The 22,873-nt window shown below is 60.8% G+C and carries 22 protein-coding genes; 9 read left to right on the top strand and 13 right to left on the bottom strand.

All coding sequences use genetic code 11. From position 1 onward, the window contains the following. Positions 1–150 precede the first annotated feature (150 nt). From BUA36_RS22790 to folD, 4 genes are all read right to left on the bottom strand, one after another. Positions 151–528: a DUF2486 family protein gene (locus tag BUA36_RS22790; protein WP_072787751.1), complete on the bottom strand. Its 378-nt coding sequence runs from the start codon at positions 526–528 to the stop codon at positions 151–153. Then, on the bottom strand, positions 525–956 hold the full coding sequence (locus tag BUA36_RS22785; protein ID WP_072787748.1) for a DNA polymerase III subunit chi: 432 nt from the start codon (positions 954–956) through the stop codon (positions 525–527). Before BUA36_RS22785 ends, BUA36_RS22790 begins: the two co-directional genes overlap by 4 nt. Before the next feature lie 80 nt (positions 957–1,036). Then, positions 1,037–3,115, bottom strand: coding sequence for a M3 family metallopeptidase (locus tag BUA36_RS22780; protein ID WP_072787745.1), 2,079 nt, complete (start codon positions 3,113–3,115; stop codon positions 1,037–1,039). Between the two features lie 103 nt (positions 3,116–3,218). Further along, positions 3,219–4,067 (bottom strand): bifunctional methylenetetrahydrofolate dehydrogenase/methenyltetrahydrofolate cyclohydrolase FolD, encoded by an 849-nt coding sequence (gene folD / locus BUA36_RS22775; RefSeq protein ID WP_072787742.1) that lies wholly within the window; start codon positions 4,065–4,067, stop codon positions 3,219–3,221. 260 nt (positions 4,068–4,327) lie between these two features. On the opposite strand from folD, the gene aceE reads away from it, so the two are divergent. From aceE to BUA36_RS22755, 4 genes are read left to right on the top strand one after another with little or no spacing between them, the layout of a single operon-like run. Next, complete coding sequence (gene aceE / locus BUA36_RS22770) at positions 4,328–7,018, top strand: pyruvate dehydrogenase (acetyl-transferring), homodimeric type (protein WP_072787740.1); 2,691 nt, start codon at positions 4,328–4,330, stop codon at positions 7,016–7,018. 21 nt (positions 7,019–7,039) lie between these two features. Beyond that, positions 7,040–8,689: a dihydrolipoyllysine-residue acetyltransferase gene (gene aceF, locus BUA36_RS22765; protein ID WP_072787738.1), complete on the top strand. Its 1,650-nt coding sequence runs from the start codon at positions 7,040–7,042 to the stop codon at positions 8,687–8,689. A gap of 9 nt (positions 8,690–8,698) precedes the next feature. Next, positions 8,699–10,477 carry a dihydrolipoyl dehydrogenase gene (lpdA, locus tag BUA36_RS22760; protein WP_072787735.1) on the top strand — a complete coding sequence of 593 codons (1,779 nt, stop codon included), beginning with the start codon at positions 8,699–8,701 and terminating at the stop codon, positions 10,475–10,477. 54 nt (positions 10,478–10,531) lie between these two features. Next, entirely contained in the window at positions 10,532–10,855 is a 324-nt protein-coding gene (locus tag BUA36_RS22755) for a TfoX/Sxy family protein (RefSeq protein ID WP_072787732.1), read from the top strand. 4 nt (positions 10,856–10,859) lie between these two features. Here BUA36_RS22755 and BUA36_RS22750 read toward each other — a convergent pair whose 3' ends face one another. The 4 genes from BUA36_RS22750 to BUA36_RS22735 form a co-directional block, all read right to left on the bottom strand. Continuing rightward, on the bottom strand, positions 10,860–11,276 hold the full coding sequence (locus tag BUA36_RS22750) for a type II toxin-antitoxin system VapC family toxin (protein ID WP_072787730.1): 417 nt from the start codon (positions 11,274–11,276) through the stop codon (positions 10,860–10,862). Next, positions 11,276–11,518 carry an AbrB/MazE/SpoVT family DNA-binding domain-containing protein gene (locus tag BUA36_RS22745; RefSeq protein WP_072787727.1) on the bottom strand — a complete coding sequence of 81 codons (243 nt, stop codon included), beginning with the start codon at positions 11,516–11,518 and terminating at the stop codon, positions 11,276–11,278. The genes BUA36_RS22750 and BUA36_RS22745 overlap by 1 nt, the downstream gene beginning before the upstream one ends. A 66-nt stretch (positions 11,519–11,584) precedes the next feature. Beyond that, the gene (locus BUA36_RS22740; protein WP_072787725.1) at positions 11,585–12,883 is read right to left on the bottom strand and encodes a M20/M25/M40 family metallo-hydrolase; all 1,299 of its coding nucleotides are present in this window, start codon (positions 12,881–12,883) and stop codon (positions 11,585–11,587) included. A gap of 39 nt (positions 12,884–12,922) precedes the next feature. Continuing rightward, positions 12,923–13,345, bottom strand: coding sequence for a PACE efflux transporter (locus tag BUA36_RS22735; RefSeq protein ID WP_072787723.1), 423 nt, complete (start codon positions 13,343–13,345; stop codon positions 12,923–12,925). 95 nt (positions 13,346–13,440) lie between these two features. On the opposite strand from BUA36_RS22735, the gene BUA36_RS22730 reads away from it, so the two are divergent. Together BUA36_RS22730 and BUA36_RS22725 are read left to right on the top strand one after the other, a co-directional pair. Next, the gene (locus tag BUA36_RS22730) at positions 13,441–14,346 is read left to right on the top strand and encodes a LysR family transcriptional regulator (RefSeq protein WP_072787721.1); all 906 of its coding nucleotides are present in this window, start codon (positions 13,441–13,443) and stop codon (positions 14,344–14,346) included. Between the two features lie 34 nt (positions 14,347–14,380). Continuing rightward, positions 14,381–15,043 (top strand): thiol:disulfide interchange protein DsbA/DsbL, encoded by a 663-nt coding sequence (locus BUA36_RS22725; RefSeq protein WP_072787719.1) that lies wholly within the window; start codon positions 14,381–14,383, stop codon positions 15,041–15,043. A gap of 3 nt (positions 15,044–15,046) precedes the next feature. On the opposite strand, the gene BUA36_RS22720 is transcribed toward BUA36_RS22725, so the two are convergent. The 4 genes from BUA36_RS22720 to BUA36_RS22705 all read right to left on the bottom strand — a co-directional run bounded on the left by BUA36_RS22720 (position 15,047) and on the right by BUA36_RS22705 (position 17,482). After that, positions 15,047–15,559 (bottom strand): GNAT family N-acetyltransferase, encoded by a 513-nt coding sequence (locus BUA36_RS22720; RefSeq protein WP_072787718.1) that lies wholly within the window; start codon positions 15,557–15,559, stop codon positions 15,047–15,049. Further along, positions 15,556–16,494 (bottom strand): alpha/beta fold hydrolase, encoded by a 939-nt coding sequence (locus BUA36_RS22715; protein ID WP_072787717.1) that lies wholly within the window; start codon positions 16,492–16,494, stop codon positions 15,556–15,558. Before BUA36_RS22715 ends, BUA36_RS22720 begins: the two co-directional genes overlap by 4 nt. Before the next feature lie 2 nt (positions 16,495–16,496). Beyond that, entirely contained in the window at positions 16,497–16,679 is a 183-nt protein-coding gene (locus BUA36_RS22710; RefSeq protein WP_072787716.1) for a hypothetical protein, read from the bottom strand. An 89-nt stretch (positions 16,680–16,768) separates the two neighbouring features. After that, positions 16,769–17,482 carry a TetR/AcrR family transcriptional regulator gene (locus tag BUA36_RS22705; RefSeq protein WP_072787715.1) on the bottom strand — a complete coding sequence of 238 codons (714 nt, stop codon included), beginning with the start codon at positions 17,480–17,482 and terminating at the stop codon, positions 16,769–16,771. Between the two features lie 131 nt (positions 17,483–17,613). Here BUA36_RS22705 and BUA36_RS22700 point away from each other — a divergent pair, with 131 nt between their 5' ends. From BUA36_RS22700 to BUA36_RS22690, 3 genes are all read left to right on the top strand, one after another. Then, positions 17,614–18,729, top strand: coding sequence for an HlyD family secretion protein (locus BUA36_RS22700; protein ID WP_072787714.1), 1,116 nt, complete (start codon positions 17,614–17,616; stop codon positions 18,727–18,729). Positions 18,730–18,743: 14 nt separating this feature from the next. After that, complete coding sequence (locus tag BUA36_RS22695; RefSeq protein ID WP_072787713.1) at positions 18,744–20,369, top strand: DHA2 family efflux MFS transporter permease subunit; 1,626 nt, start codon at positions 18,744–18,746, stop codon at positions 20,367–20,369. A 62-nt stretch (positions 20,370–20,431) separates the two neighbouring features. Beyond that, positions 20,432–21,907, top strand: coding sequence for an efflux transporter outer membrane subunit (locus BUA36_RS22690; RefSeq protein ID WP_072787712.1), 1,476 nt, complete (start codon positions 20,432–20,434; stop codon positions 21,905–21,907). A gap of 11 nt (positions 21,908–21,918) precedes the next feature. On the opposite strand, the gene BUA36_RS22685 is transcribed toward BUA36_RS22690, so the two are convergent. Further along, a complete protein-coding gene (locus BUA36_RS22685) occupies positions 21,919–22,839 on the bottom strand; it encodes a LysR family transcriptional regulator (RefSeq protein ID WP_072787711.1) in 921 nt (306 codons plus the stop codon). Between the last annotated feature and the right edge of the window lie 34 nt (positions 22,840–22,873).

The raw sequence follows: 22,873 nt of genomic DNA, 5'->3' as shown, positions 1-22,873 counted from the left end.
GGCCACCAAGGTACAACAAATTATTCCTGGCGCAAAGCTGGAAACGTGGAGTTTTGTACTTTTTTGGAGCGTTTCCCCGATTTGATGCAGGGATGCTTCGGGGAGGTGCGATCCGTGCACCAGCATGGGCACGGATCGGGAGGGCGGGGCTTACTTTTTCTGCGCTTGCAGATGGGTCAGTTCCTGGGCGACGGCGCGCGACACAATCTTCTCGATGGTGTCATGCAGACCGATGCGGATTTCGTTGGTCAGATCATGCAAGGCATGGCTCAGCACTTCGGCCATGCTGTCCTTGATGCGCTGCTCCAGCACAAAATCCACGCGCGACTGCAGCTGGTGCATGATGCGTACCGACAAGCGGTGTTCCATGACCGCCCATTCCGCATCGGTCCAGCCGTCGATGGCGTCCGCTTCCAGTTGTTCCGCAGCCGAGATAGGGGGCGGTGGTGCGCCCTCGTCGCTCAGCGGCTCCGCTTTGAGTACTTCCGTCAAGACAGGGATACTTGCGTCAAACGATGCTTGGCTCATGATTTTCCTGCGACAAAGTGGGTCAGTGGATAGTCTTGCTGCTTGTATGCGACATAACGCTTGCGGCCGGCAGCCGCATCATCCTCTTGCGAGGAAATCACTTCGATCATGCGCGCAAACTGTGTCACGTTACGTGGCGTGCGGCGCGACAAATTGACCAATAATTCTTTGTGCGTGTGTGGTAATTCCGCCTCATCATTGTCTGTCAGCAGGATCGGCGTCTGCGTTGCCAGCGCATCATCGGCGAGCACGTGTGGCAGGAAGTCGGTCGCGGAAAATGTCCACATTGCCGCGTCAAGTTCTGCCAGTTGCTGCGCATCTTCCGTCATCAGCACCACGCGGTTGTTCGCGGCCCAGGCCTTGCGCACGAGGCGGCAGGCGTAGGCGAGTTTGTCCGGTACATTGGTGTGGAAGTCGATGCGGGTCATGGTGAATCCAGTGTATGCGAAAACGCCGGAAACCGCTGGCATCGATGTTGCTACCGTGCGGCTTCCGGCGTGGAGATTTGTTACGCGGCCATGCCGCTGTGGCGCAGCAGTGCGTCGATGCTCGGCTCACGGCCGCGGAAGGCGGTGAACGATTCCAGTGCAGGGCGGGAGCCACCGACTGACAGAATTTCCGCAAGGTAGCGTTTACCGGTTTCCGACACGGCGGCCGGCCCCAGTTTCTGTGCTTCCTCGAATGCAGCGTAGGCATCGGCGGACAATACTTCTGCCCACTTGTAGCTGTAGTAGCCTGCTGCATAACCACCCGCGAAGATGTGGCCGAAGGAATTCTGGAAGCGGTTGAACGATGGCGGGATCACCAGCGAGAATTTGCTGCGCACTTCGTCGATCAATTGCTGTACCGTCTTGCCGGTGCTGGCGTCGTAGTCGTAGTGCAAGTGCATGTCCAGCAGCGAGAACTCGACCTGGCGCAGCGTCTGCAGGCCGGACTGATAGTTCTTGGCGGCCAGCATCTTGTCGTACAGCGCGCGCGGCAGTGGTTCACCCGTGACAGCGTGCGCGGTCATATGTTCCAGCACTTCCCATTCCCAGCAGAAGTTTTCCATGAACTGCGATGGCAGCTCGACCGCATCCCATTCCACGCCCGAGATGCCGGACACGCCCAGCTCATCGACCTGCGTCAGCATGTGGTGCAGGCCGTGGCCGAATTCGTGGAACAGCGTGGTCACTTCATCGTGCGTGAAAAGCGACGGCCTGGTGACGCCATCGACCACCGCTGGCTCGGTGAAGTTGCAGGTCAGGTAAGCCACTGGGGTTTGCACATTGGTGGCGTCGGCGCGGCGGCCGCGGGCATCGTCCATCCAGGCGCCGCCGCTCTTGCCCGGACGTGCATACAGGTCCAGGTAGAACTGGCCGATCAGCTTGCCGTTGCGTTCGATGCGGTAGAAGCGTACGTCCTTATGCCAGACCGGCGCGTCGTCGGTTTTGATCTCGACGTTGAACAGGTTCTGGATCAGATGGAACAGGCCATCAACGACTTTGTGCTCCGGGAAGTACTGCTTCACTTCCTGGGCGGAGAAGGCGTAGCGGCGTTCCTGCAGCTTCTCCGATGCGTACGGGATGTCCCAGGCTTTGAGGTCTTCAATACCCAGCTCGTCCTTGGCGAATTGCTTCAGCTCGGCCAGGTCTTTTTCCGCGAACGGACGCGCGCGTTTGGCCAGGTCTTCCAGGAAGGCGATCACTTCGTCAGGCGACTTGGCCATCTTCGGCACCAGCGATACTTCGGCAAAGTTTTTGTAGCCCAGCAGCTGCGCTTCTTCTTCGCGCAGCTTCAGCAGTGTGACGATGTTTTGCGTATTGTCCCAGTCCTCTTTTTTGCTGAACACATCGCCTTGCTCTGACGCCTTGGTGGCGTTGGCGCGGTAAATGGTTTCGCGCAGCGCGCGCTTGTCGGCAAATTGCAGGATAGGGTAGTAGGACGGGAAGTGCAGCGAAAATTCCCAGCCTTGCTTGTTTTCTTTTTCAGCGGCAGCGCGTGCGGCGGCCTTGACGTCGTCCGGCAGGCCGGCCAGGTCGGCTTCGTCAGTCACCAGCAGCTTGTAGTCGTTGGTGGCGTCCAGCACGTTTTCCGAGAAGCGCGTGGAGGTCATCGCGTGTTCTTCCTGGATGGCGGCGAAGCGCGGCTTTTTATCTTCCGGCAGTTCGGCGCCGCCCATGCGGAAGTCGCGGATGGCGTTGTCAATGATGCGCTTGCGGGCGGGCGTCAGCGTGTTGAATTCGGCCGAGGCGCGCAGCGCTTTGTATTTGGCGAACAGGGCTTCGTTCTGGCCCAGTTCGGTCCAGAATTCGGTGACCTTGGGCTGGTTCTCGTTGTAGACGGCGCGCAGTTCCGGCGTGTCCACCACGTTGTTGAGATGACTGACGATACCCCAGGCGCGGCCCAGCAGTTCGGTGGCGTTTTCCAGCGGCGTGACAAAGCTGTCCCAGCTGACGGTATCCGAAGGTGCTTGCAGCTGTTCGACCACGGCGCGGCTCTTGACCAGCAGGTCATCGATGGCCGGTGTGACGTGCTCTGGTTTGATGGCGTCGAAACGTGGCAGACCCGAAAAATCGAGCAGGGGGTTGGTAGCGTCTATAGTCATTGTCAGATCCAGTTAATTTACGTGCGTGTGCTGCACAGTTTTACCCCGCACACCGCCTACTGGGGTCTGACCCCGCACGGGGTCAGACCCCTGCCGTCAGGGGTTAAGCAGTGCGCTCGGCCGCTTCTACCGTGTTCATGAGCAGCATGGTAATGGTCATCGGACCCACACCGCCCGGTACCGGGGTGATGTGCGATGCCACTTCCTTGATGCCGTCGAAGTCGACGTCGCCGCACAGCTTGCCTTCTTCATTGCGGTTGATGCCGACGTCGATCACGATCGCGCCAGGTTTCACCATATCAGCAGTCAGGGTGTTGCGGCGGCCGGTTGCGGCCACGACCACATCCGCCTGGCGCGTGTACACGCCGATGTCCGGGGTCGCACTATGGCAGATGGTGACGGTAGCATTGGCTTGCAAGAGCAGCAGCGCCATTGGTTTGCCCACCGTGTTGCTACGGCCGATCACCACCGCATGCTTGCCGCGCAGGTCGACGCCGGTGCTTTCGATGAGTTTCATGCAGCCATATGGGGTGCAGGGACGGAAGCCGTCCAGGCCGGTCATCAGCTCGCCGGCGCTCAGCACGGCGTAGCCATCCACGTCCTTCTTGACCGAAATCGCCTCGATCACCTTGTGTGCGTTGATGTGTTTAGGCAGCGGCATTTGCACCAGGATGCCGTGAATCGCCGGATCGGCGTTGAGCGAGGCGATGCGCTCCAACAGCGCGGCTTCGGTCAGGTCGGCCGGGTATTCTTCCTTGAGCGAGTAAAAACCGGCATCTTCGCAAGCCTTGACCTTGTTGCGTACATACACATGGCTGGCAGGGTCGTCGCCAACAATAATCACCGCCAGACCAGGCTGTTTGCCTTTGGCGGTGAGGGCGGCAGCACGTGCAGCAATTTCAGCACGCAGTTTTTTAGAGAGGGCGACTCCGTCGATCAGTTGAGCTGGCATGATTTACACAAGGTGGTAGAGGGAAAACGAGATTATAAGGCCGCAAGGCGCATCCCGCCTCGTTTTCCACGATATGCGCATGTTGCGCTGCACAAGTTTTTCATAGTGTTATTTCATAATATGGAATGTCTTATCGCAATTTGAAAAAGCCTAAAATCGCTGCTAGAATCCCCACACGTCATTAAAGTATTAGTAAATAATCAGCGAACTCTTATCCCGAAAGCCGCATGGTTCGGGCACCTCAACTCAGGAGACTTCACATGTCAGCAGTAGAAAACCAGGTAACGGCAAACACCGACCCTGATGCACAAGAAACCAAAGAATGGCTGGACGCACTGGCCGCCGTGTTGGAGCAAGAGGGTCCTGAACGTGCTCATTACCTGATGGAGCGTCTGATTGATCTGGCCCGCCAAAGCGGTTCCGACATTCCGTTCTCCGCAAATACTGCTTACGTCAACACCATTCCTGCGCACCTGGAAACCCACTGCCCGGGCAATCTGGAATACGAAGAGAAGCTGCGCTCGTGGATGCGCTGGAACGCCATGGCCATGGTGGTCAAGGCCAACCGCGTTGACGGCGACCTCGGTGGCCACCTGTCCTCGTTCGCCTCGCTGGCCAACATGCTGGGCATCGGCTTCAACCACTTCTGGAAAGCGCCGAGCGACACCCACGGCGGCGACCTGCTGTACATCCAGGGCCATTCCTCGCCAGGCGTCTACGCCCGCGCATTCCTGGAAGGCCGCCTGACCGAAGACCAACTGCTGCACTTCCGCCGTGAAGTTGACGGTGGCGGCCTGTCGTCGTACCCGCACCCGAAACTGATGCCGAACTTCTGGCAGTTCCCGACCGTGTCGATGGGCCTTGGCCCGCTGATGGCCATTTATCAGGCACGCTTCCTCAAGTATCTGCACGCACGCTCGATCGCTGACACCACTGACCGTAAAGTCTGGGCATTCTGCGGCGATGGCGAGATGGACGAACCGGAATCGCTGGGCGCCATCGGCATGGCGGCACGCGAAAAACTGGACAACCTGGTCATCGTGGTCAACTGCAACCTGCAGCGTCTGGATGGTCCGGTACGCGGCAACGGCAAGATCATCCAAGAGCTGGAAGCGGACTTCCGCGGCGCCGGCTGGAACGTGGTCAAGGTTATCTGGGGCCCAGGCTGGGACGCGCTGCTGCAAAAGGACAAGGAAGGCATCCTGCGCAAAGTGATGATGGAAACCGTCGACGGCGAATACCAGAACTACAAAGCCAAAGACGGCGCCTACGTGCGCAAGCACTTCTTCGGCAAGCATCCAAAGCTGCTGGAGATGGTTGCCAACATGACCGACGACGACATCTGGCGCCTGACGCGTGGCGGTCACGATCCACACAAGATCTACGCTGCATTCAAAGTGGCGCAAGAACACAAAGGCCAACCGACCGTCCTGCTGGTGAAAACCATCAAGGGCTTCGGCATGGGCAAGCACGGCGAAGCGCGCAACACCGCGCACAACACCAAGAAGCTGACCGACGAAGCCGTGCGCGAAATGCGCGACCGCTACTCGATCCCTATTCCGGACGACAAGCTGGCCGACATCCCGTTCTACAAGCCTGCCGATGACGCGCCTGAGATCAAGTACCTGCACGAGCGCCGCGCTGCGCTGGGCGGCTACCTGCCAGCCCGCCGCCAGCAAGCCGACGAGAAGCTGGCCGTGCCGCCACTGTCCGCATTCCAGAACGTGCTGGACGCGACTGCCGAAGGCCGTGAAGTATCGTCGACCCAGGCTTACGTGCGTATCCTGACCACGCTGCTGAAAGACTCCAGCGTTGGTGCACGTATCGTGCCGGTGCTGGTGGATGAATCGCGTACCTTCGGTATGGAAGGCCTGTTCCGCCAGGTCGGTATCTTCAACCAGCAAGGCCAGTTGTACGAGCCAGTCGATAAAGACCAGGTGATGTACTACCGCGAAGACAAAGCCGGCCAGATCCTGCAAGAGGGTATCAACGAAGCCGGTGGTATGAGCTCGTGGATCGCTGCCGCGACCTCGTACTCGACCAATAACCGCGTGATGGTGCCGTTCTACACCTACTACTCGATGTTCGGTATGCAGCGTATCGGCGACCTGGTATGGGCCGCTGCCGACATGCGCGCCCGTGGCTTCCTGATGGGCGGTACTGCCGGTCGTACCACGCTGAACGGCGAAGGCCTGCAGCACGAAGATGGTCATAGCCATCTGTTCGCCGCCGCTGTGCCGAACTGCCTGCCATACGACCCGACCTTCGGCCACGAGCTGGCAGTGATTATTCAGGACGGTATGCGCCGGATGGTGGAAGACCAGGAAGATGTGTTCTACTACATCACCATCATGAACGAGAACTACGCTCACCCAGGCATCAAGCCAGGCCAGGAAGAGGGTATTCTGAAAGGTATGTACCTGCTGCAGAAAGGCGATGAGTCGCTGAAACAGCGCGTGCAGCTGATCGGCTCGGGCACGATCCTGCGTGAATCGATCTTCGCGGCTGAACTGCTGAAGAACGACTGGAACATCGCCGCTGACATCTGGTCCGCACCGTCGCTGACCCTGGTGGCGCGCGACGGCCAGGACGCCGAACGCTGGAACCTGGTCAACCCGACCAAAGAGCAGCGCGTGCCATACGTGGCGCAGCTGCTGAAAGATACCTCGGGTCCGATCGTGGCGACCACCGACTACATGCGTGCGTTTGCTGAGCAGATCCGCGCCTTCATTCCGAAGGACCGCACCTACCGCGTGCTGGGTACCGATGGTTTCGGCCGTTCGGACAGCCGCGCCAAGCTGCGTGAGTTCTTCGAGGTGAACCGTTACTACATCACGGTCGCTGCGCTGAAATCGCTGGCAGAAGAAGGTAAGATCGATGTGAAGGTCGTGGAGCAAGCTGTGACCAAGTACAACCTCGATCCGAACAAGCCAAATCCGGTGACCCAATAAATAAAATACGGAGCAAACGCTATGAGCATTGTGGAAGTTAAAGTCCCGGATATCGGTGATTTCAAGGAAGTTGAGATCATCGAAGTGATGATCAAGGTCGGCGACACCATCAAGGTAGACCAGTCGCTGATTACCGTTGAATCGGATAAGGCATCGATGGAGATTCCTTCGTCCGCCGCTGGCGTGGTCAAAGAGATCAAGGTCAAGGTGGGCGACAAGGTGGCCATGGGCTCGCTGGTGCTGCTGCTGGAGGGCGAGGGCGCCGCTGCTGCTCCTGCCGCCGCCGCGCCTGCACCGGCCCCTGTGGCTGCCGCGCCGGCACCTGCACCAGCGCCGGCTGCTGCGCCAGCTGCTGCTGCCGGCCCGGTCGACATCAAGGTGCCGGACATCGGCGACTTCAAGGAAGTGGAAGTCATCGAAGTCATGGTCAAGGTTGGCGATACCATCAAGGTCGACCAGTCGCTGCTGACCGTTGAATCGGACAAGGCCAGCATGGAAATCCCATCGTCGCACGCCGGCGTGGTGAAGGAAGTGAAGGTCAAGGTTGGCGACAAGGTTGCCATGGGTTCGCTGGTGTTCGTGGTGGAAGCCACCGGCGCTGCTGCACCTGCTGCTGCAGCCTCGGCTCCAGCAGCGGCCGCTGCACCTGCTGCGGCGCCATCGCCTGCACCAGCTGCTGCTCCTGCTGCCGCCGCCCCGGCCGCATCGCAAGGCTCCGTGCAGACCGGCAAACTGGCGCACGCTTCGCCATCGATCCGCAAGTTCGCCCGCGAACTGGGTGTGGACCTGGGCAAGGTGCCTGGTTCCGGTCCTAAAGGCCGCATCACCCAGCTGGACGTGCAGAACTTCGTCAAAGGTGTGATGGCTGGTACCGTGGCTTCGCCTGCTGGCGCAGCTGCTGGTGGCGCGGTTGGCGGTGGCGGCAACTTCAGCGTGCTGCCATGGCCGTCGCTGGACTTCAGCAAATTCGGCGAAACCGAACTGCTGCCGCTGTCGCGCATCAAGAAGATCTCCGGTCCTAACCTGCACCGCAACTGGGTACAGATCCCGCACGTCACGCAGTTCGACGATGCCGACATCACCGACCTGGAAGCGTTCCGCGTTGAATCCAACGCCGCTACCGCCAAGAACAAGGACGCGACCAAGCTGACCATGCTGGCGTTCGTGATCAAGGCATCGGTGGCCGCGCTGAAGAAATTCCCGACCTTCAATTCGTCGCTGGACGAAAAGGGCGAGAACCTGATTCTGAAGAAGTACTACAACATCGGCTTCGCAGCGGATACGCCGAATGGCCTGGTGGTCCCAGTGATCAAAAACGCTGACCAGAAATCGGTCACGCAGATCGCCAAGGAAATGACCGAGCTGTCGCTGCAAGCGCGCGAAGGCAAGCTGAAACCGACCGATATGCAAGGCGCGACCTTCACCATTTCGTCGCTGGGCGGCATTGGCGGCACGCACTTCACGCCGATCGTCAACGCGCCGGAAGTGGCGATCCTGGGCTTGTCCAAGGCATCGCTCAAGCCAGTGTGGGATGGCAAGGCCTTCCAGCCACGCCTGTTGATGGGCACCTCGCTGTCCTACGACCACCGCGTGGTCGACGGCGCGATGGGCGCGCGCTTCTCCGTGTACCTGAGCGAAGTGCTCGGCGACATGCGTAAAATTCTGCTGTAAGGAGCCACTATGAGCACAGAAGTAAAAGTGCCGAATATCGGCGACTTCGCGGAAGTAGAAGTAATCGAAGTGATGGTCAAGGTTGGCGACACGATCAAGGTTGATCAGTCGCTGATTACCGTGGAATCGGACAAGGCCAGCATGGAAATCCCGTCGACACATGGCGGCGTGGTGAAGGAACTGCGCGTCAAGGTGGGCGACAAGGTCAAGGAAGGCGTGACGCTGCTGGTGGTGGAAGCCACTGACGGTGCTGCCGCTCCTGCGCCTGCCGCCGCTGCGCCGGCTGCTGCTGCACCGGCCCCTGCGCCAGCTGCAGCGCCAGCGCCGATCGTCGCGCCAGCCGGTAGCAGCTACACCGGCCAGGTCGACGTCGACTGCGACATGATGGTGCTGGGCGGCGGTCCTGGCGGTTACTCGGCTGCCTTCCGCGCTGCGGACCTGGGCCTGAACACCGTCATCGTGGAGCGTTACGAAACGCTGGGCGGCGTGTGCCTGAACGTGGGTTGCATCCCATCGAAAGCACTGCTGCACGTGGCGTCCGTGATCGACGAAACCTCGCATATGTCCAACACCGGCGTGACCTTCGCCAAGCCGGCCATCGACATCGACCAGGTACGCGAGTACAAGGAGGGCGTCATCAAGAACATGACCGGCGGTCTGGCTGGCATGGCCAAAGCCCGCAAGACGCAAGTCGTCACCGGCGCTGGCCAGTTCCTGAGCGCGAACCACATCGAAGTCACCGCCAAGGACGGCAGCAAGAAAGTGGTGCAGTTCAAGCAGGCCATCATCGCTGCCGGTTCGTCGGTCGTGAAACTGCCGTTCGTACCGGAAGATCCACGCATCGTCGATTCGACCGGCGCGCTGGAGCTGCGCCAGATCCCCAAGCGCATGCTGGTGATCGGCGGCGGCATCATCGGCCTGGAAATGGCCACCGTGTACTCCACCTTCGGCGCGCGCATCGACGTGGTCGAAATGATGGATGGCCTGATGCAGGGCGCGGACCGCGATGCCGTCAAGGTCTGGCAGAAGTACAACGAAGCCCGCTTCGACAACATCATGACCAAGACAAAAACCGTTGGCGTTGAAGCGCTGCCGGAAGGGATCAAGGTCACGTTCGAAGCAGCGGAAGCTGGCGCAGCAGCGCCTGCACCACAGGTCTACGACCTGGTGCTGGTGGCCGTAGGCCGCAGCCCGAACGGCAAGAAGATCGCTGCCGACAAGGCAGGTGTGGCGGTAACCGACCGTGGCTTCATTCCGGTCGACAGCCAGATGCGCACCAACGTGCCGAACATCTTCGCCATCGGCGACCTGGTGGGCCAGCCGATGCTGGCGCACAAGGCGGTGCACGAAGGCCACGTCGCTGCGGAAGCGGCAGCCGGCCAGAAGTCGCACTTCGATGTGAAGGTGATTCCATCGGTGGCCTACACCGATCCGGAAGTGGCATGGGCCGGCATCACCGAAGACGAAGCGAAAGCCAAGGGCATCAAGGTCGAGAAGGGCCACTTCCCTTGGGCAGCCAGTGGCCGCGCCGTGGCCAATGGCCGTGCGGAAGGCTTCACCAAGCTGCTGTTCGACGCTGAGACCCACCGCATCATCGGCGGCACCATCGTCGGCACCCACGCTGGCGATATGATCGGCGAGATCGCGCTGGCAATCGAGATGGGTTGCGACGGTACCGACATCGGCAAGACGATCCACCCGCACCCGACGCTGGGCGAGTCGATCGGCATGGCCGCAGAAGTCTATGAAGGGGTCTGCACCGATTTGCCACCGCCGCGCAAGCGCTAAGCAGTATCATAAAAGCCGGGACGAGTTCCCGGCTTTTTTTATCTGGAGACGTGCATGTCAGCGAACAAGGAATTTGTCAGTTACATCGAAGAACAGCTTGCGCCGCTTGGCTTCCTGAGTACGGGACCATTTTTCGGCGGCCGCGATATCAAATATCACGGCAATCAGTTTGCCTGGATCATCGGCAGCACGCTCTACCTGCGCGTCAGCGACATTACGCGTCCTGAATTTGAAGCAGAAGGCGCGCAGCCATTCAAATATATGACCAAGAAGGGCGAAGTCACCGTGCGCAAGTTCTACACCGCGCCCGAATTCCTGCTGGACGACACAGAACAGCTGCTGGCCTGGTCCCGCCGCGCCATCGAAAGTGCTGCTTGAATTCCTAGCGCAGAACGATGACCGGCGGATGCAATCCCAACGCTGCGATGCGTCGCGCAAATTTGCGGTCATCAAACGTAACCATCGTGTCACAGGTCCGGTAACTGGCATGATGCATAGCATCGGCGAAGGCGATTCCGCTCTGATAATTTTTCAAGGCTTGAATTACCGTTGGGGCATCTTCAATTCTGATATTGGGGCGACTTAGCAAGTGGCGTACAACGGCAATAAACTGAACTTGGTCATGATGATAGTAGCCTCGCATCAGCCACTCCAGCTCCAGGAGAACGGTTTTGCTAATATAAAGCTGTGCCTCGGAATCAATCAGACTCTGAGCTAGCGGGCGCTGCCGTGTCGCCTCAATGTCAGTGTCATCGATAACGTAGTAGCGCGCCAAGACATTGGTGTCGATCCCGACCATTATTTGAGTAACTCGGCTGGGTCGAAATCCACAGGAACGGCAGGCCTTTTGCTCTGGATCATGCCATAACCGCTTTTCGGCACGTCTGGATAATCCGGCCGTTTTGCACCTTGCACGCGCACTTCCAATTGGTATCCTGCGACGAAGAATTCTACTATTGCGCCGGTATGGATACCGAGGTTTTCACATATTGCTTTGGGAATAGTAACTGTACCGTCATCGTTGACTTTTGAGGTTTCCATGGCGTCCTCCGGATAGATTCAGCCATGGTAGCAGCACTCACTGTTTTTGCAGGGATTGATCCAGGCTTAACGTGTCAGGCGGTACAACAGGATGGCGGTGCGGATGGTGGCGCGTTCGATCGAGGCGATTTCCAGGTCTTCGTCGGGCGAGTGGGCGCCGTTGCCGGTGGCGCCCAGGCCATCCAGGCTGTCCAGCAGCGGCGCGACGAACTGTACGTCGCCTGCGCCGCGCTGGCCTGGTGGCAGGGCAGGGATCTCGCCCAGGCCTGCGTCCCGGCTGGCTTGCGAATACACTTTCAGCACAGCCAGATTGCCCGGCGTTTGCGACATCGGCGGATAGGCGTCATGGAAGCTGATGCTGGCGCTGGTGCCTGGCAAGTTTTGTGCGACGATGGCTTTCATCTTCGCGTGCGCGCGGTCGCGCTGTTCGTAGCTAAGGTAGCGCAGGTCCCCTTCCACCGTGGCGGTGCGCGAGATGACGTTGGTCTTGCCGGCCGCCTGCCCGGTGGTGCCCAGCGCGTTGGTGCCGGCGTCCGTACCGCCGACGATCAGGCCCGGGCTGAAGGTCAGATCCTGCTCCGCCAACTGCTGGCGGAAGCCATCCACAATGCGCGCAGCTTCGTAGATAGCGCCATAGCCCGCGCCCTCCGTAAAGATACCGCTGGAGTGTCCTTGCTTGCCTGTGACTTTCAATTCCCACGACGACGAAGCGCGGCGGCCGATGGTGCCGGTATCCTTGCCGTCCTTGTTGCGCACCGTGGCCTCGAAGGCGAGGGCGAGGTCGCTGCGTTTGGCGGCATTCACCATGTCCGCGCGCGAGAGCTCAATCGGATCGCCAGCGTTTTCCTCATCGCCGCTGAAGACGACGGTGATGCTGGTGTTGTCCAGCGCGCCCACGCGCTGCAAGGCGCGCAGCGCTTCGACGATGATGACGTCGCCGCCCTTCATGTCATTGACACCCTGGCCGCGCACACGGTCGCCATTGCGCTGCCATAGCTGTACAGGGCTGTCCTTTTCAAACACGGTATCGAGATGGCCGATCAGCAGCAGGCGCTTGCCTTGCTTGCCCTCGCGCGTGGCGATCAGGTGGCCGGCACGCTGCATCGCAGCCGGCATCTCCGACCAGCGGGTCTTGAAGCCCAGTTGCTCGAACTGCTCGCCAAAGACTTTGCCGACAGCGCGTACGCCGTCGTGATTCATGGTGCCGCTATTGATATTGACCGAGCGCTCCAGCAGCTGCAAGCCTTGCTCCGAATGCGCTTTCACTTCGGCGACAATTTTCTGCTCAAGAGGCGAGAGCCCGTCAGCGCGCGCCGCGCCTAACGTCAGGGCCAGAACTGCGAAAGCGAACGGTTTCAACTTCATGCGGCATTCCTCCGTAGGTGGTATGCCGCTGATTGTAGCCTAGCCTTGCGCCGATGCGGGCAAGCCGAAGATGCGGTCGAAGGCGAGCGTGAACACATAGGTGTAGACCATGAAGAACACCAGCAGGCCCATGTCCAGCACCAGCGCTTCCCATAGCGAGATGTCCAGCCACCACGCGAACAGCGGCACGATGGCCAGTACCAGGCCGCCCTCAAAGCCGATGGCGTGGGCGACGCGGCGTTTCCAGTTGCGGCCACGCGTAGGCTGGCGCGCTTCCCAGGATTCGAACATCCCGTTGAAAATGAAGTTCCAGATAATCGCCAGCATCGAGGAAGCAACGGCGGCGGCGCCAGCATGGCCAGGCGCCGAGCCAGCGAGGAGCATCAGGGCGCTACTGGTCAGCGCGATGGCGATCAACTCGAACAGGGAGACGTAGACGATTTTGCGTTTCAAACCTTGCATGATATTTCCTTTTTTATTGCACTGACATGCATGGTATGGGAGTTTTTCTGATCGAAAAAGTCAGCAGCTTTCGATTTTTATGATAGATTGGCGTTATGGCTTTTTCATCTGACAATATTGCGGTCTTTCTGGCGGTGCTGGACCACGGTTCGTTCTCGGCGGCCGCGCGGGCGCTGGGGCGGGTGCCGTCGGCAGTCAGCATGGCGATAGGCCTGCTGGAGGCGGAGCTGGGTCTGACGCTGTTCGAACGCAGTTCGCGCGAAGTACGGCCCACGGAATCGGCGCGTGCGCTGGAAGCGGAGGCGCGGCAGATGGCGGGACAGCTGCGGCGCTTGCAGGCGCACGCGCTGTCGCTGCATCAGGGACTGGAGCGACGCCTGACGCTGACCATCGCGCCAGAGCTGCTATCGGCGCCCTGGAGCGAGCCCTTGGCGCTGCTGGCCGAAGAGTTTCCGTCGCTGGAAGTGGAAGTGCTGTCCGTGCCGCAGGACCAGGCCTTGCGCATGCTGCACGACGGTGTTGCGCAACTGGCGATGATCTACGAGCGTGCCCGCGTGGATGACCGCGAGAGCTTTCAGGAGCTGGGCAGCGAAGTACTGGTGCCCGTGATCTCGCCGCGTCACAAGCTGGCGCAGACACGGCTCAAAAGCCTGGAAAGCCTGATCGATTCAAGGCAGATCGCGATTGTCAGCCGCGAGTTGCAGGAGGCCGACCAGCGCGTGCTCATCTCGCGCAACGTGTGGCGCACCGACAGCCATCTGGCGGCACTGAGCCTGGTACGCGCTGGCCTGGGCTGGGCCTATCTGCCGCGCCGCCAGATCCAGCCCTTGCTGGACAACGGCGAACTGCTGCACATCAGCTTTGCCAATATGAGCAATGAGCTGCGGCTGTGGGTGGACGTGGTGTGGACCAACGACCGTCCGTTAGGTCTGGGCGCCAAGCGGCTGATCGCGCTGATGCAGGATATTTCAGGATTGGAAGCGCGCCTGCCGCAGAAGTGATAATCTGCTGTCTTTGCTTTTTTAGAGGAACATCATGCGTTTGTTGAAGATTGTCCTGGTGGTCGCCGGCCTGTGTGCTGCTACCGCGTTTGCCTCGCCGACTGCGCCACGCAACGGCGCCGAGTACACCACCCTGAAAACCCCGCAGCCGGTGCAGGCGCAGGGCAAAAAGGTTGAGGTGATCGAGTTCTTCATGTACCACTGCCCGGCGTGCTATGCGCTGGAACCGGCCATGCTGGAATGGGTGAAGAAGCAGGGCGACAACATCTCCTTCCGTCGCATCCACCTGCCGCTGACCGGCGAGAACGATCCAGAAGCGCATATGTTCCTGACGCTGGAAGCGATGAAGCTGGAAGAAGGCCTGCACGCCAAGATCCTGAGCACCTGGCACGTTGAGCGCAAACGTCTGAAGAGCGATGCGGACAATATCGATTGGGCCGTAAAGAACGGTGTCGATAAAGAGAAATATACTGCGACCTACAACTCGTTCGCCGTGATGACGCGCCTGAAAAACGCCGGCCGCGTAGCCAGCACCTATGAGGTCAACAGCACGCCGACCATGATCGTCGACGGCCGCTATCTGACCAACCCGACGATGGTCGATAGCGCCAACCCTGGCATCCCCCGTCCACAGCTGGGCGCTGCCACGTTGCAGGTGCTGGACGCGCTGGTTGAGCAGGCGCGCAAAGGCAAGTAAGTCTTACAGGCGGCACTGGTACAGGTGGGAGGCGTGATCCGCGCCGTTCACCTGGACCACCACCGGCGCCGCCAGCGCATCGCGCGTGAAACTGCATTTATCCATTACGCGCCTTGATCCCGCATTTTGTTCTGATATCCATGCGTTGAGGATGCGCAGGCCGTATTGTGTGCGCGCCAGTTCCTGCAGGTGCATCAACGCGCCGCTGGCCAATCCCTTGCGCGCCTCCCTGTGGGCGATGCGGTAGCCCACTTCTCCCGTGCCGGCCTCGCGGTTGATGTGGCGCAGGTTGGCGCGGCCGATGATGGCAGTGCCGTCATCGCTGGTCAGTACGCAGGGATGCATGGCGCCTGCTGCATGGCTGGAGAGGTAGTCGGCGATGTGCGCAGCCACGCCAGCATGCGAGTAGAACGATGGATCGCGGGCTTCCACATGCTGTTCAAACCAGCTGCGGTTTTCCAGTTCGAACGCCAGCAGGCGTTCGACGTCGTCGGTTTGGAGTGTGCGGATTTTCATGGGTGAGCTGCGAGGTAGGCCAGCATGTGCTGGTTGAAGGTAGCGGCTTGCTCCATCTGCGGCAGGTGGCCGGACTGGTCGATCTCGGTGTATTCCAGCGACGGAATGGCCTGGCGGATGTGCGCGGACTGCGCGACGGCGATGGTGGGGTCTTGTTTGCCCCACACCAGATGCACCGGCGTGCCCGCGCGTGCGATGGCGGCATAGATGTCTTCAAAATTTTCCTGCGCCAGGCTGAGACGCGAGCGATAGAGCGCGCGGCCAAACCCTTTGTATTGCATTTGCGGGCGATAGCGGTCGGCCCAGCCGGGGAATTGTTCGGGCAGCAGGAAGTCGCTGTTTTGATTGTCGGCCATGCCCGGCACCACGCCGACCTGGAACAGATAAGGCCCCAGCCATGGCGTGGCGAACTGCCATGGGAGCTTGGGTGCGCTGTTGGAAGGATCGACCAGGTTCAGCGTGCGAATGCGCTGCGGGTGCGTGGACGCGTAGTGCGCGCTGACGTAGCCGCCAAAGGACAATCCAAACAAATCAATCTTGCCGTCGACCTTGAGCGCCTTGAGCAGGTCATCCAGTTGCTGGTCGTAGAAAGCGCCATCGTAGGCGGCATCCGGGCGGTCGGACAGGCCGCGGCCAAACAGGTCGTAGCGGATAACGCGGTAGCCGGCGTCGCGCAGCGCGGCAAAAGTTGGGTCCCAGATGTAGGCCGGGACGGAAAATCCGTGCACCAGCACCGCCACGCGGCCATCGGCCGGACCGGCTACTTCGTAATGCGTTACGCCGTCCGTGAGCGTGGCGTAAGCGCCGCTGGCATTGGCGCGCGCACGCGCGGCGGCATCCAGCACATGCTGTTCGGGATTTTTATACTGGTAGTAGCCAGTGGCGCCAACGCCAGCCAGCACCAGGGCCAGCACGGCCCAGCGCAGGGCTTTCATGTTTAGTTGACAGTGAAGCGGGCAGGGATTTCGATGCCGCCGCTGCGCGCTGCTTCTGCGTAGGCTTTCAGTTCGGTGACGACGGCATCCAGCTGCTCCTGGCCAGGATTGGCCTGGAAGTTCTTGATGCGCTCATTCATGAGCGTGATTTGCTTGCTCCAGTCCAGACGATTCGTTTTGCTCATGTGTGCTCCTATTTCCAAAAAATTAGTATAGAACAAATGGCAAAAGTTTGGCGGCTTTTAATGTGCGCTGGCGTACTAAGTCATGTGGATCAGCGTCGCACGCCGTGCAGGAACAGGTCCAGCCCCTCGGCTGCCCGGCTGCGCAGTTCGTCGATCGACGGCGCTTCGACGATGGGGAACAGCAGGCGCGACATATGGTCACCCATGATGCAGTTCAGCAGGAACACCGGCAGCAATTCCGGGCGCAGGTCGGGACGCAACTGGGCGCGGATATCCGGGCGCGCGAAGAAGCGGCCCAGCTCAATCCGCGTGCGCTGCGGGCCCGCCTCGAAAAACGTCTCGGCCAGTTCCGGCGTGGTCCGGGCTTCGGCCACCACCATGCGGTGCAGGCTGCAGAAGGTGGGAATGGAGATCAGCTCCAGGAAGCGCAGCGCGAAGTCGCGCAGGATGTCTTCCATCGGACGCGGATCGGTTTCCATATCCTCCATGCTGCCGAAGAATTGCGCGCGGCCGTCGGCAATCACGGCGTTCAGCAAACCGGCTTTGCCGCCGAACTTGACGTAGATGGTACGCACGGCCACATGGGCTTCGCGCGCAATCATCTCCAGGCTGACTTTGCTGTAGCCTTTTTCCAGGAACAGGCGGCCGGCAGTGTGCAGCAGCGCGGCGCGGCGGGCTGCTTTGTCGGCGGCGCGTGGGCGGCCAGCCGCCTTGCCGAAGCACGGCGAATCCGGGGAGTAGTTGCCGTCCGGGCAATCTTGCTCGTCCAGTGCGGCTGCGTCATTAAGTTCGGTGGTATTCATGGCGGGAGAATGATATCGAATGCCGCCATGCTAGTCCAAAAAAAAATGAAATGCAATCGTTTCATTTCTTGACTTTGCGCAGAAACTGGCCATAATGCACCTATCTCATTTCATTTTTCTGGAGCTCCTTCATGTCCGCCCAAGAACAAAAAATCAGTGCCGTGCCTGCCGCTCCAGCCGCTGCGCCGGCAGCCCCGGCCCAGCAACCTAACCGCCGCGTGCTGGTGATTGCCGCCGTGGTTGCGCTGGCTGCCCTGGCCGCCGGTGGCCGCATGTGGTACCGCAGCCACTACTATGTCGAGACGGAAAATGCCTACGTGGCTGGCCACGTGCATCCGGTATCGACGCGTATCGCGGGTGTGGTCACCAAGGTGTTCATCGACGATAACCAGTTGGTCAAGGAAGGCGACGTGATCGCCGAGCTGGATCCGTTCGACCAGGGCGTGAAAGTGGAGCAGATCCAGGCGCAGATCGCCTCGGCCCAGCAGCAAGTGATCCAGGCTGACGCGCAGATCCTGCAAGTGCAGGCCCAGGCCAGCGCTTCGGCCGCGCAAGTCGCGCAGTCGGAAGCCCAACTGGTGCGCGCCAAGCAGGATGCCGACCGTTTCGGCCAGCTGTATAACAGCCAGATGAAAGCCGTATCGAAAGCGGAACTGGATGCCGCAGTCGCCACCCGCGCCAGCGCGACCGCCGACGTCGCCGCCCGCAAGGACAGCGCTGCCGCTGCCAAGGCACAGATTACTGCCGCCAAATCCGCACGTGATGTGCTGAACGCCCAGGTCGGCGTGCTGCAAGTGCAACTGAAGGACGCCAAGCAGCAACTGGCCTACAACAAAGTGCTGGCGCCAGTGTCGGGCCGTATCGGCAAGCGCACCATCGAAGTGGGCCAGCGCGTACAGCCTGGCCAGCAGCTGACTGCCATCGTGCAGGAAAACGTCTGGCTGACTGCCAACTTCAAGGAAACCCAGCTGGCTGAAATGAAGCCGGGCCAGGAAGTCAAAGTGACCATCGATGCGCTGCCAGGCAAAGAGCTGATCGGCAAAGTGGACAGCTTCGCACCGGCATCGGGCGCGCAGTTCTCGCTGCTGCCACCGGATAACGCCACCGGTAACTTCACCAAGATCGTGCAGCGCGTGCCGGTCAAAGTCGTGTTCAAGCCTGAAGATGTGAAAGCCCTGAGTGGCCGTCTGGTGCCGGGCATGTCGGCGGTCGCTGAAGTAGCGATCAACCAGAAAGACGCTAAGTAATCAAGGAGCCTCTCATGGCTAGTACGACTATTGATACGCCGGGCGGCGGGGGCACGCACACCCCTGCATTCGTGCCGCCGGCGCCGAGCGAGAAGGTCTCCGGCCGCACCTGGCTGGCGGTGGCTGCCGGTATGCTGGGCGCCTTCATGGCGGTGCTGGATATCCAGATCACCAACTCGTCGCTGAAAGATATTCTCGGCACGCTGTCCGCCACGCAGGAAGAAGGTTCGTGGATCGCCACGGCTTACCTGGTGGCGGAGATCATCGTGATTCCGATGACCGGCCTGTTCGTGCGCGTGTTTGGCATGCGCGCCTACATGATGGGGACTACCGCGCTGTTCCTCGTCTTCTCGACGCTGTGCGGCTTTGCCTGGAACCTGCCAAGCATGATCGCCTTCCGGATGCTGCAAGGCTTTACTGGCGGCGCGCTGATCCCGATGGCGATGACGCTGGTCATGGCCAAGCTGCCGCCGTCCAAGCGCGCTACAGGTATGGCGATCTTCGGTTTGACCGCCACGCTGGCGCCTTCGATGGGGCCAACGCTGGGTGGTTACCTGAGCGAGCTGTATGGCTGGCCTTCGATCTTCTACATCAACTGGGTGCCAGGCCTGTTGCTGATCGGCGGTATCGCGGTTGGCCTGGACAAGGAAAAGCGCAATCTGTCGCTGCTGTTCACGGCGGACTGGCTGGGCATCTTCTTCATGGCACTGGGTCTGGGCAGCCTGACCATCTTCCTGGAAGAGGGCAATACCAAGGACTGGTTCGACTCAGCCTTCATCAAGACCTTTGCCGCGCTGGCCATTATTGGTCTGCTGGGCTGGGTAGTGACGAGCGCCACGCGCAAGCAGCCGTTTGTGAATCTGGGCCTGTACGGCAAGCGTAACTTTGCCGCAGCCACCGCGCTGTCGATGGCGATGGGCATGGGCCTGTATGGTTCGGCCTTCATCCTGCCGCTGTTCCTGGCGCAGATTCCTGGCTACTCGCCGATGCAGATTGGTGAAGTGATTATGTGGGCCGGCCTGCCGCAGCTGTTCATCATGCCGTTCGTGGCCAAGCTGTCGTCCAAGATCGACAACCGCATCCTGTGCACCTTCGGCCTGCTGCTGTTCGGCGGCTCCTGCCTGATGAATGCCTATATGGACGCGACCACCGGCTACGACCAGCTGCTGCTGTCGCAGATCGTCCGCGCGCTGGGCCAGCCGTTCGTGATGCTGACCTTGTCGAACTTTGCGATGAACGGCATCCAGCCTAAAGACATGCCATCGGCATCGAGCCTGATCAACATGACCCGTAACCTGGGCGGTTCGATCGGTATCGCACTGCTGGCGACGGCGCTGACCAACCGCGAGCACTTCCACTCGGCGCGCATCGGCGAGTCGGTGACCGGCTTTGCGCTGGCCACGCAGGAACGCCTGGACGCGCTGACGTCATCCTTCATCGGCAAGGGTTTCGATTCGGCGACGGCGGCGGATATGGCACTCAAGGCAGTCGACAACGTGGTGCGCCGCGAGGCTTATGTGATGGCGTACAACGACGGCTTCTTCCTGGTTGCAGCCGTGCTGTTTGCCTGCATCGGCGTGCTGTGGTTCTCGGACAAGGTCAAAGCACCATCCGCCGGTGGTGGCGGTGGCGCGCACTAAATAAGAAAGTGTTCTCCCCGCCGCGCGGGGAGAACGCAATATCAATCAAAAGTGAGGTAATCATGTTGAATTCAGCTCTGAAGCGCCTGACGCTCGCTGTTTCTGTAACGCTGGCAGTCACTGGCTGCGCCACGGTCGGCACCGACTTTAAAGCTCCGGCCAATGTCGCCGACGCTTCGTTCCGCCATCTGCCGCAAGCTGGCGCCAATGAAGCACGCTTGCCGACCCAATGGTGGACGGTGTTTAACGATGCCACCCTGAACCAGCTGGAAGAAACCGCACTGCGCGACAATCCAAGCGTGAAGGCAGCGGCACAACGCCTGGTGCAGGCGCTGGAACAGGCTGGCGTGACGCGCGCCAACGAACAACCGCAGTTGAGTGTCAACGCTGGCATCTCGAACTCGCGCACCTCGGCCGAGACTTCGCAAGGCCTGGCGCTGGGCCATCGCTCGATCAAGGGTAATAACTACTCGGTCGGTTCCAACTTCTCGTATGAAGTGGACTTGCTGGGCCGCGTGCGCCGTCTGGTGGAAGCCTCCGATGCACAGGCGCTGGTGGCGGAAGCTGACCGCGACGGCGTGCTGCTGATGCTGTCCTCGCAACTGGCCACCACCTACTGGCAGCTGCGCGGCCTGGATGCGGAAATCGCCATCCTGAACGGCGCGCTGGATACCCGCCGCGAAACCGAAGAGCTGGTGACCGCGCGCTTTGACGCCGGCCTGTCGAATGAGCTGGACGTGTCGCGTGCCCGCATCGAGCGCGCCAATGCGCAAGCGGACCTGCATGAAGTGCAGCGTCAGCGCAATTTGCTGGAACACAGCCTGGCCACGCTGGTCGGCAAATCGCCATCGGCGATGCTGACTGCGGCAAACGCCAATACGGCCGTGCTGCCGCAACCGCCTGCCATTCCAGTCGGCCTGCCTGCAAGCCTGCTGGCACAGCGTCCTGACCTGGCAGGCAGCGTCGCCAACCTGCGCGCCAACAATGCGCAGATCGGTGTGGCGGAAGGTGCGTTTTACCCATCGTTCTCGCTGACCGGTAACTTCGGTTTTGCGTCGGAAAGCCTGAGCAACCTGTCCAAGGGCGATGCGCGCCAGTTCAGCGTAGGTCCGCTGGCGCTGTCGCTGCCGATCTTTGACGGTGGCCGCAACAAGGCCAACCTGGCAATCGCCAAGGCGCGTTACGAAGAAGCGCTGGCAAACCACGAGACCAAGCTGCTGACCGCACTGCGCGAAGTGGAAGATGCGCTGTCGGACGTACAGCAACGCCAGTTGCAGGGTGATGCACAGAAGGCCTCGCAAGTGGCGGCAGCACGTGGCTACCTGGTGGCGCGCGCACGCTATGAACGCGGCGTATCGACCTACCTCGACGTGACCGATGCCCAGCGCAGCGCGCTGGCTGCGGACCGCGCGGCAGTGCAGATCAATACCCAGCGCCTGCTGGCTGCCGTGTCGGTGGCGCGCTCGCTGGGTGCTGGCTGGCAGCCTTCGGCGCAGCTGGCGCAGGTCGCACAGAACGGCGCCATCAAGGCGCAGTAAGCGCCATCCCTTTACGCGGAAGAGGCCAGCGGCAAACGTGCCGCTGGTCCGAAGCGTTCCACCACAAAATCCACAAACGTCGTCAGCTTGGGCGTGGCCAGCCGGTCGCGCGGATAGACCAGCTGCATCGGCCGCGGTGCGGGCAGGTAATCGCACAGTATCGGCACCAGCCGGCCGGCGGCGATATCCTGCGCCACCAGTATCTCCGCCTGCATCACAATCCCGAACCCCTGCAGCGCCGCCATGCGCAGCGCCAGGCCGTTGTTGGCGCGGAAGCGGCACTCGGGCAAGGTGCGCTTGCCGTTCTGGTCGCGCATGGTCTGCATGCGCCAGTGGATGCCTACCATGCCGACGATGAAGTCCAGGCATTCATGATCGGCCAGTTCGGCCAGCGTTTGCGGCGTGCCGTGCTTGCGCAGATACGCCGGCGAAGCGCAGATCGCCATGCCGTAGTGGCGCATCGGCCGTGCGATCATGCTGGAATCCTCGAGTGTGGCGATGCGAACGGCGACGTCATAGCCTTCCTCTACCAGATCAACCATGCGGTCATTCAGGTTCAGATCCACGCTGACCTCCTGATGCAGTTGCAGGTAGTCGGCGATCACGGGCGCCAGCCATTCGCTGCCGAAGGAGGTGGGGGCGGTGATGCGCAGACGGCCGCGCGGCGTGTTGCGCATCGCCTCCGCGCCGCTTTCGGCAGCGCTGATCTGGGCCAGGATGCTGCGGCATTGTTCGGCGTACTGGCTGCCGATTTCGGTGAGGCTCTGGCGGCGCGTGGTGCGCGTCAACAAGCTGGCGCCCAGTGTCGCCTCGAGCTGGGCGATGTGCTTGCCCACCATGACGGGCGAGAGATTGAAGCGCGACGCGGCGGCCGTGAAATTGCCGGCATCCACCACGGCGACGAAGATTTCCATGCTACGCAGCTTGTCCATCGATTGCTAACTGTGGGTTGGTAATGATCTAAAT

Source organism: Duganella sacchari (assembly GCF_900143065.1).
GTDB classification, from domain to species: domain Bacteria; phylum Pseudomonadota; class Gammaproteobacteria; order Burkholderiales; family Burkholderiaceae_D; genus Rugamonas; species Rugamonas sacchari.
The sequence above is the reverse complement of the archived record's forward strand: the minus strand, read 5'-3'. Positions and strand labels throughout refer to the sequence as shown.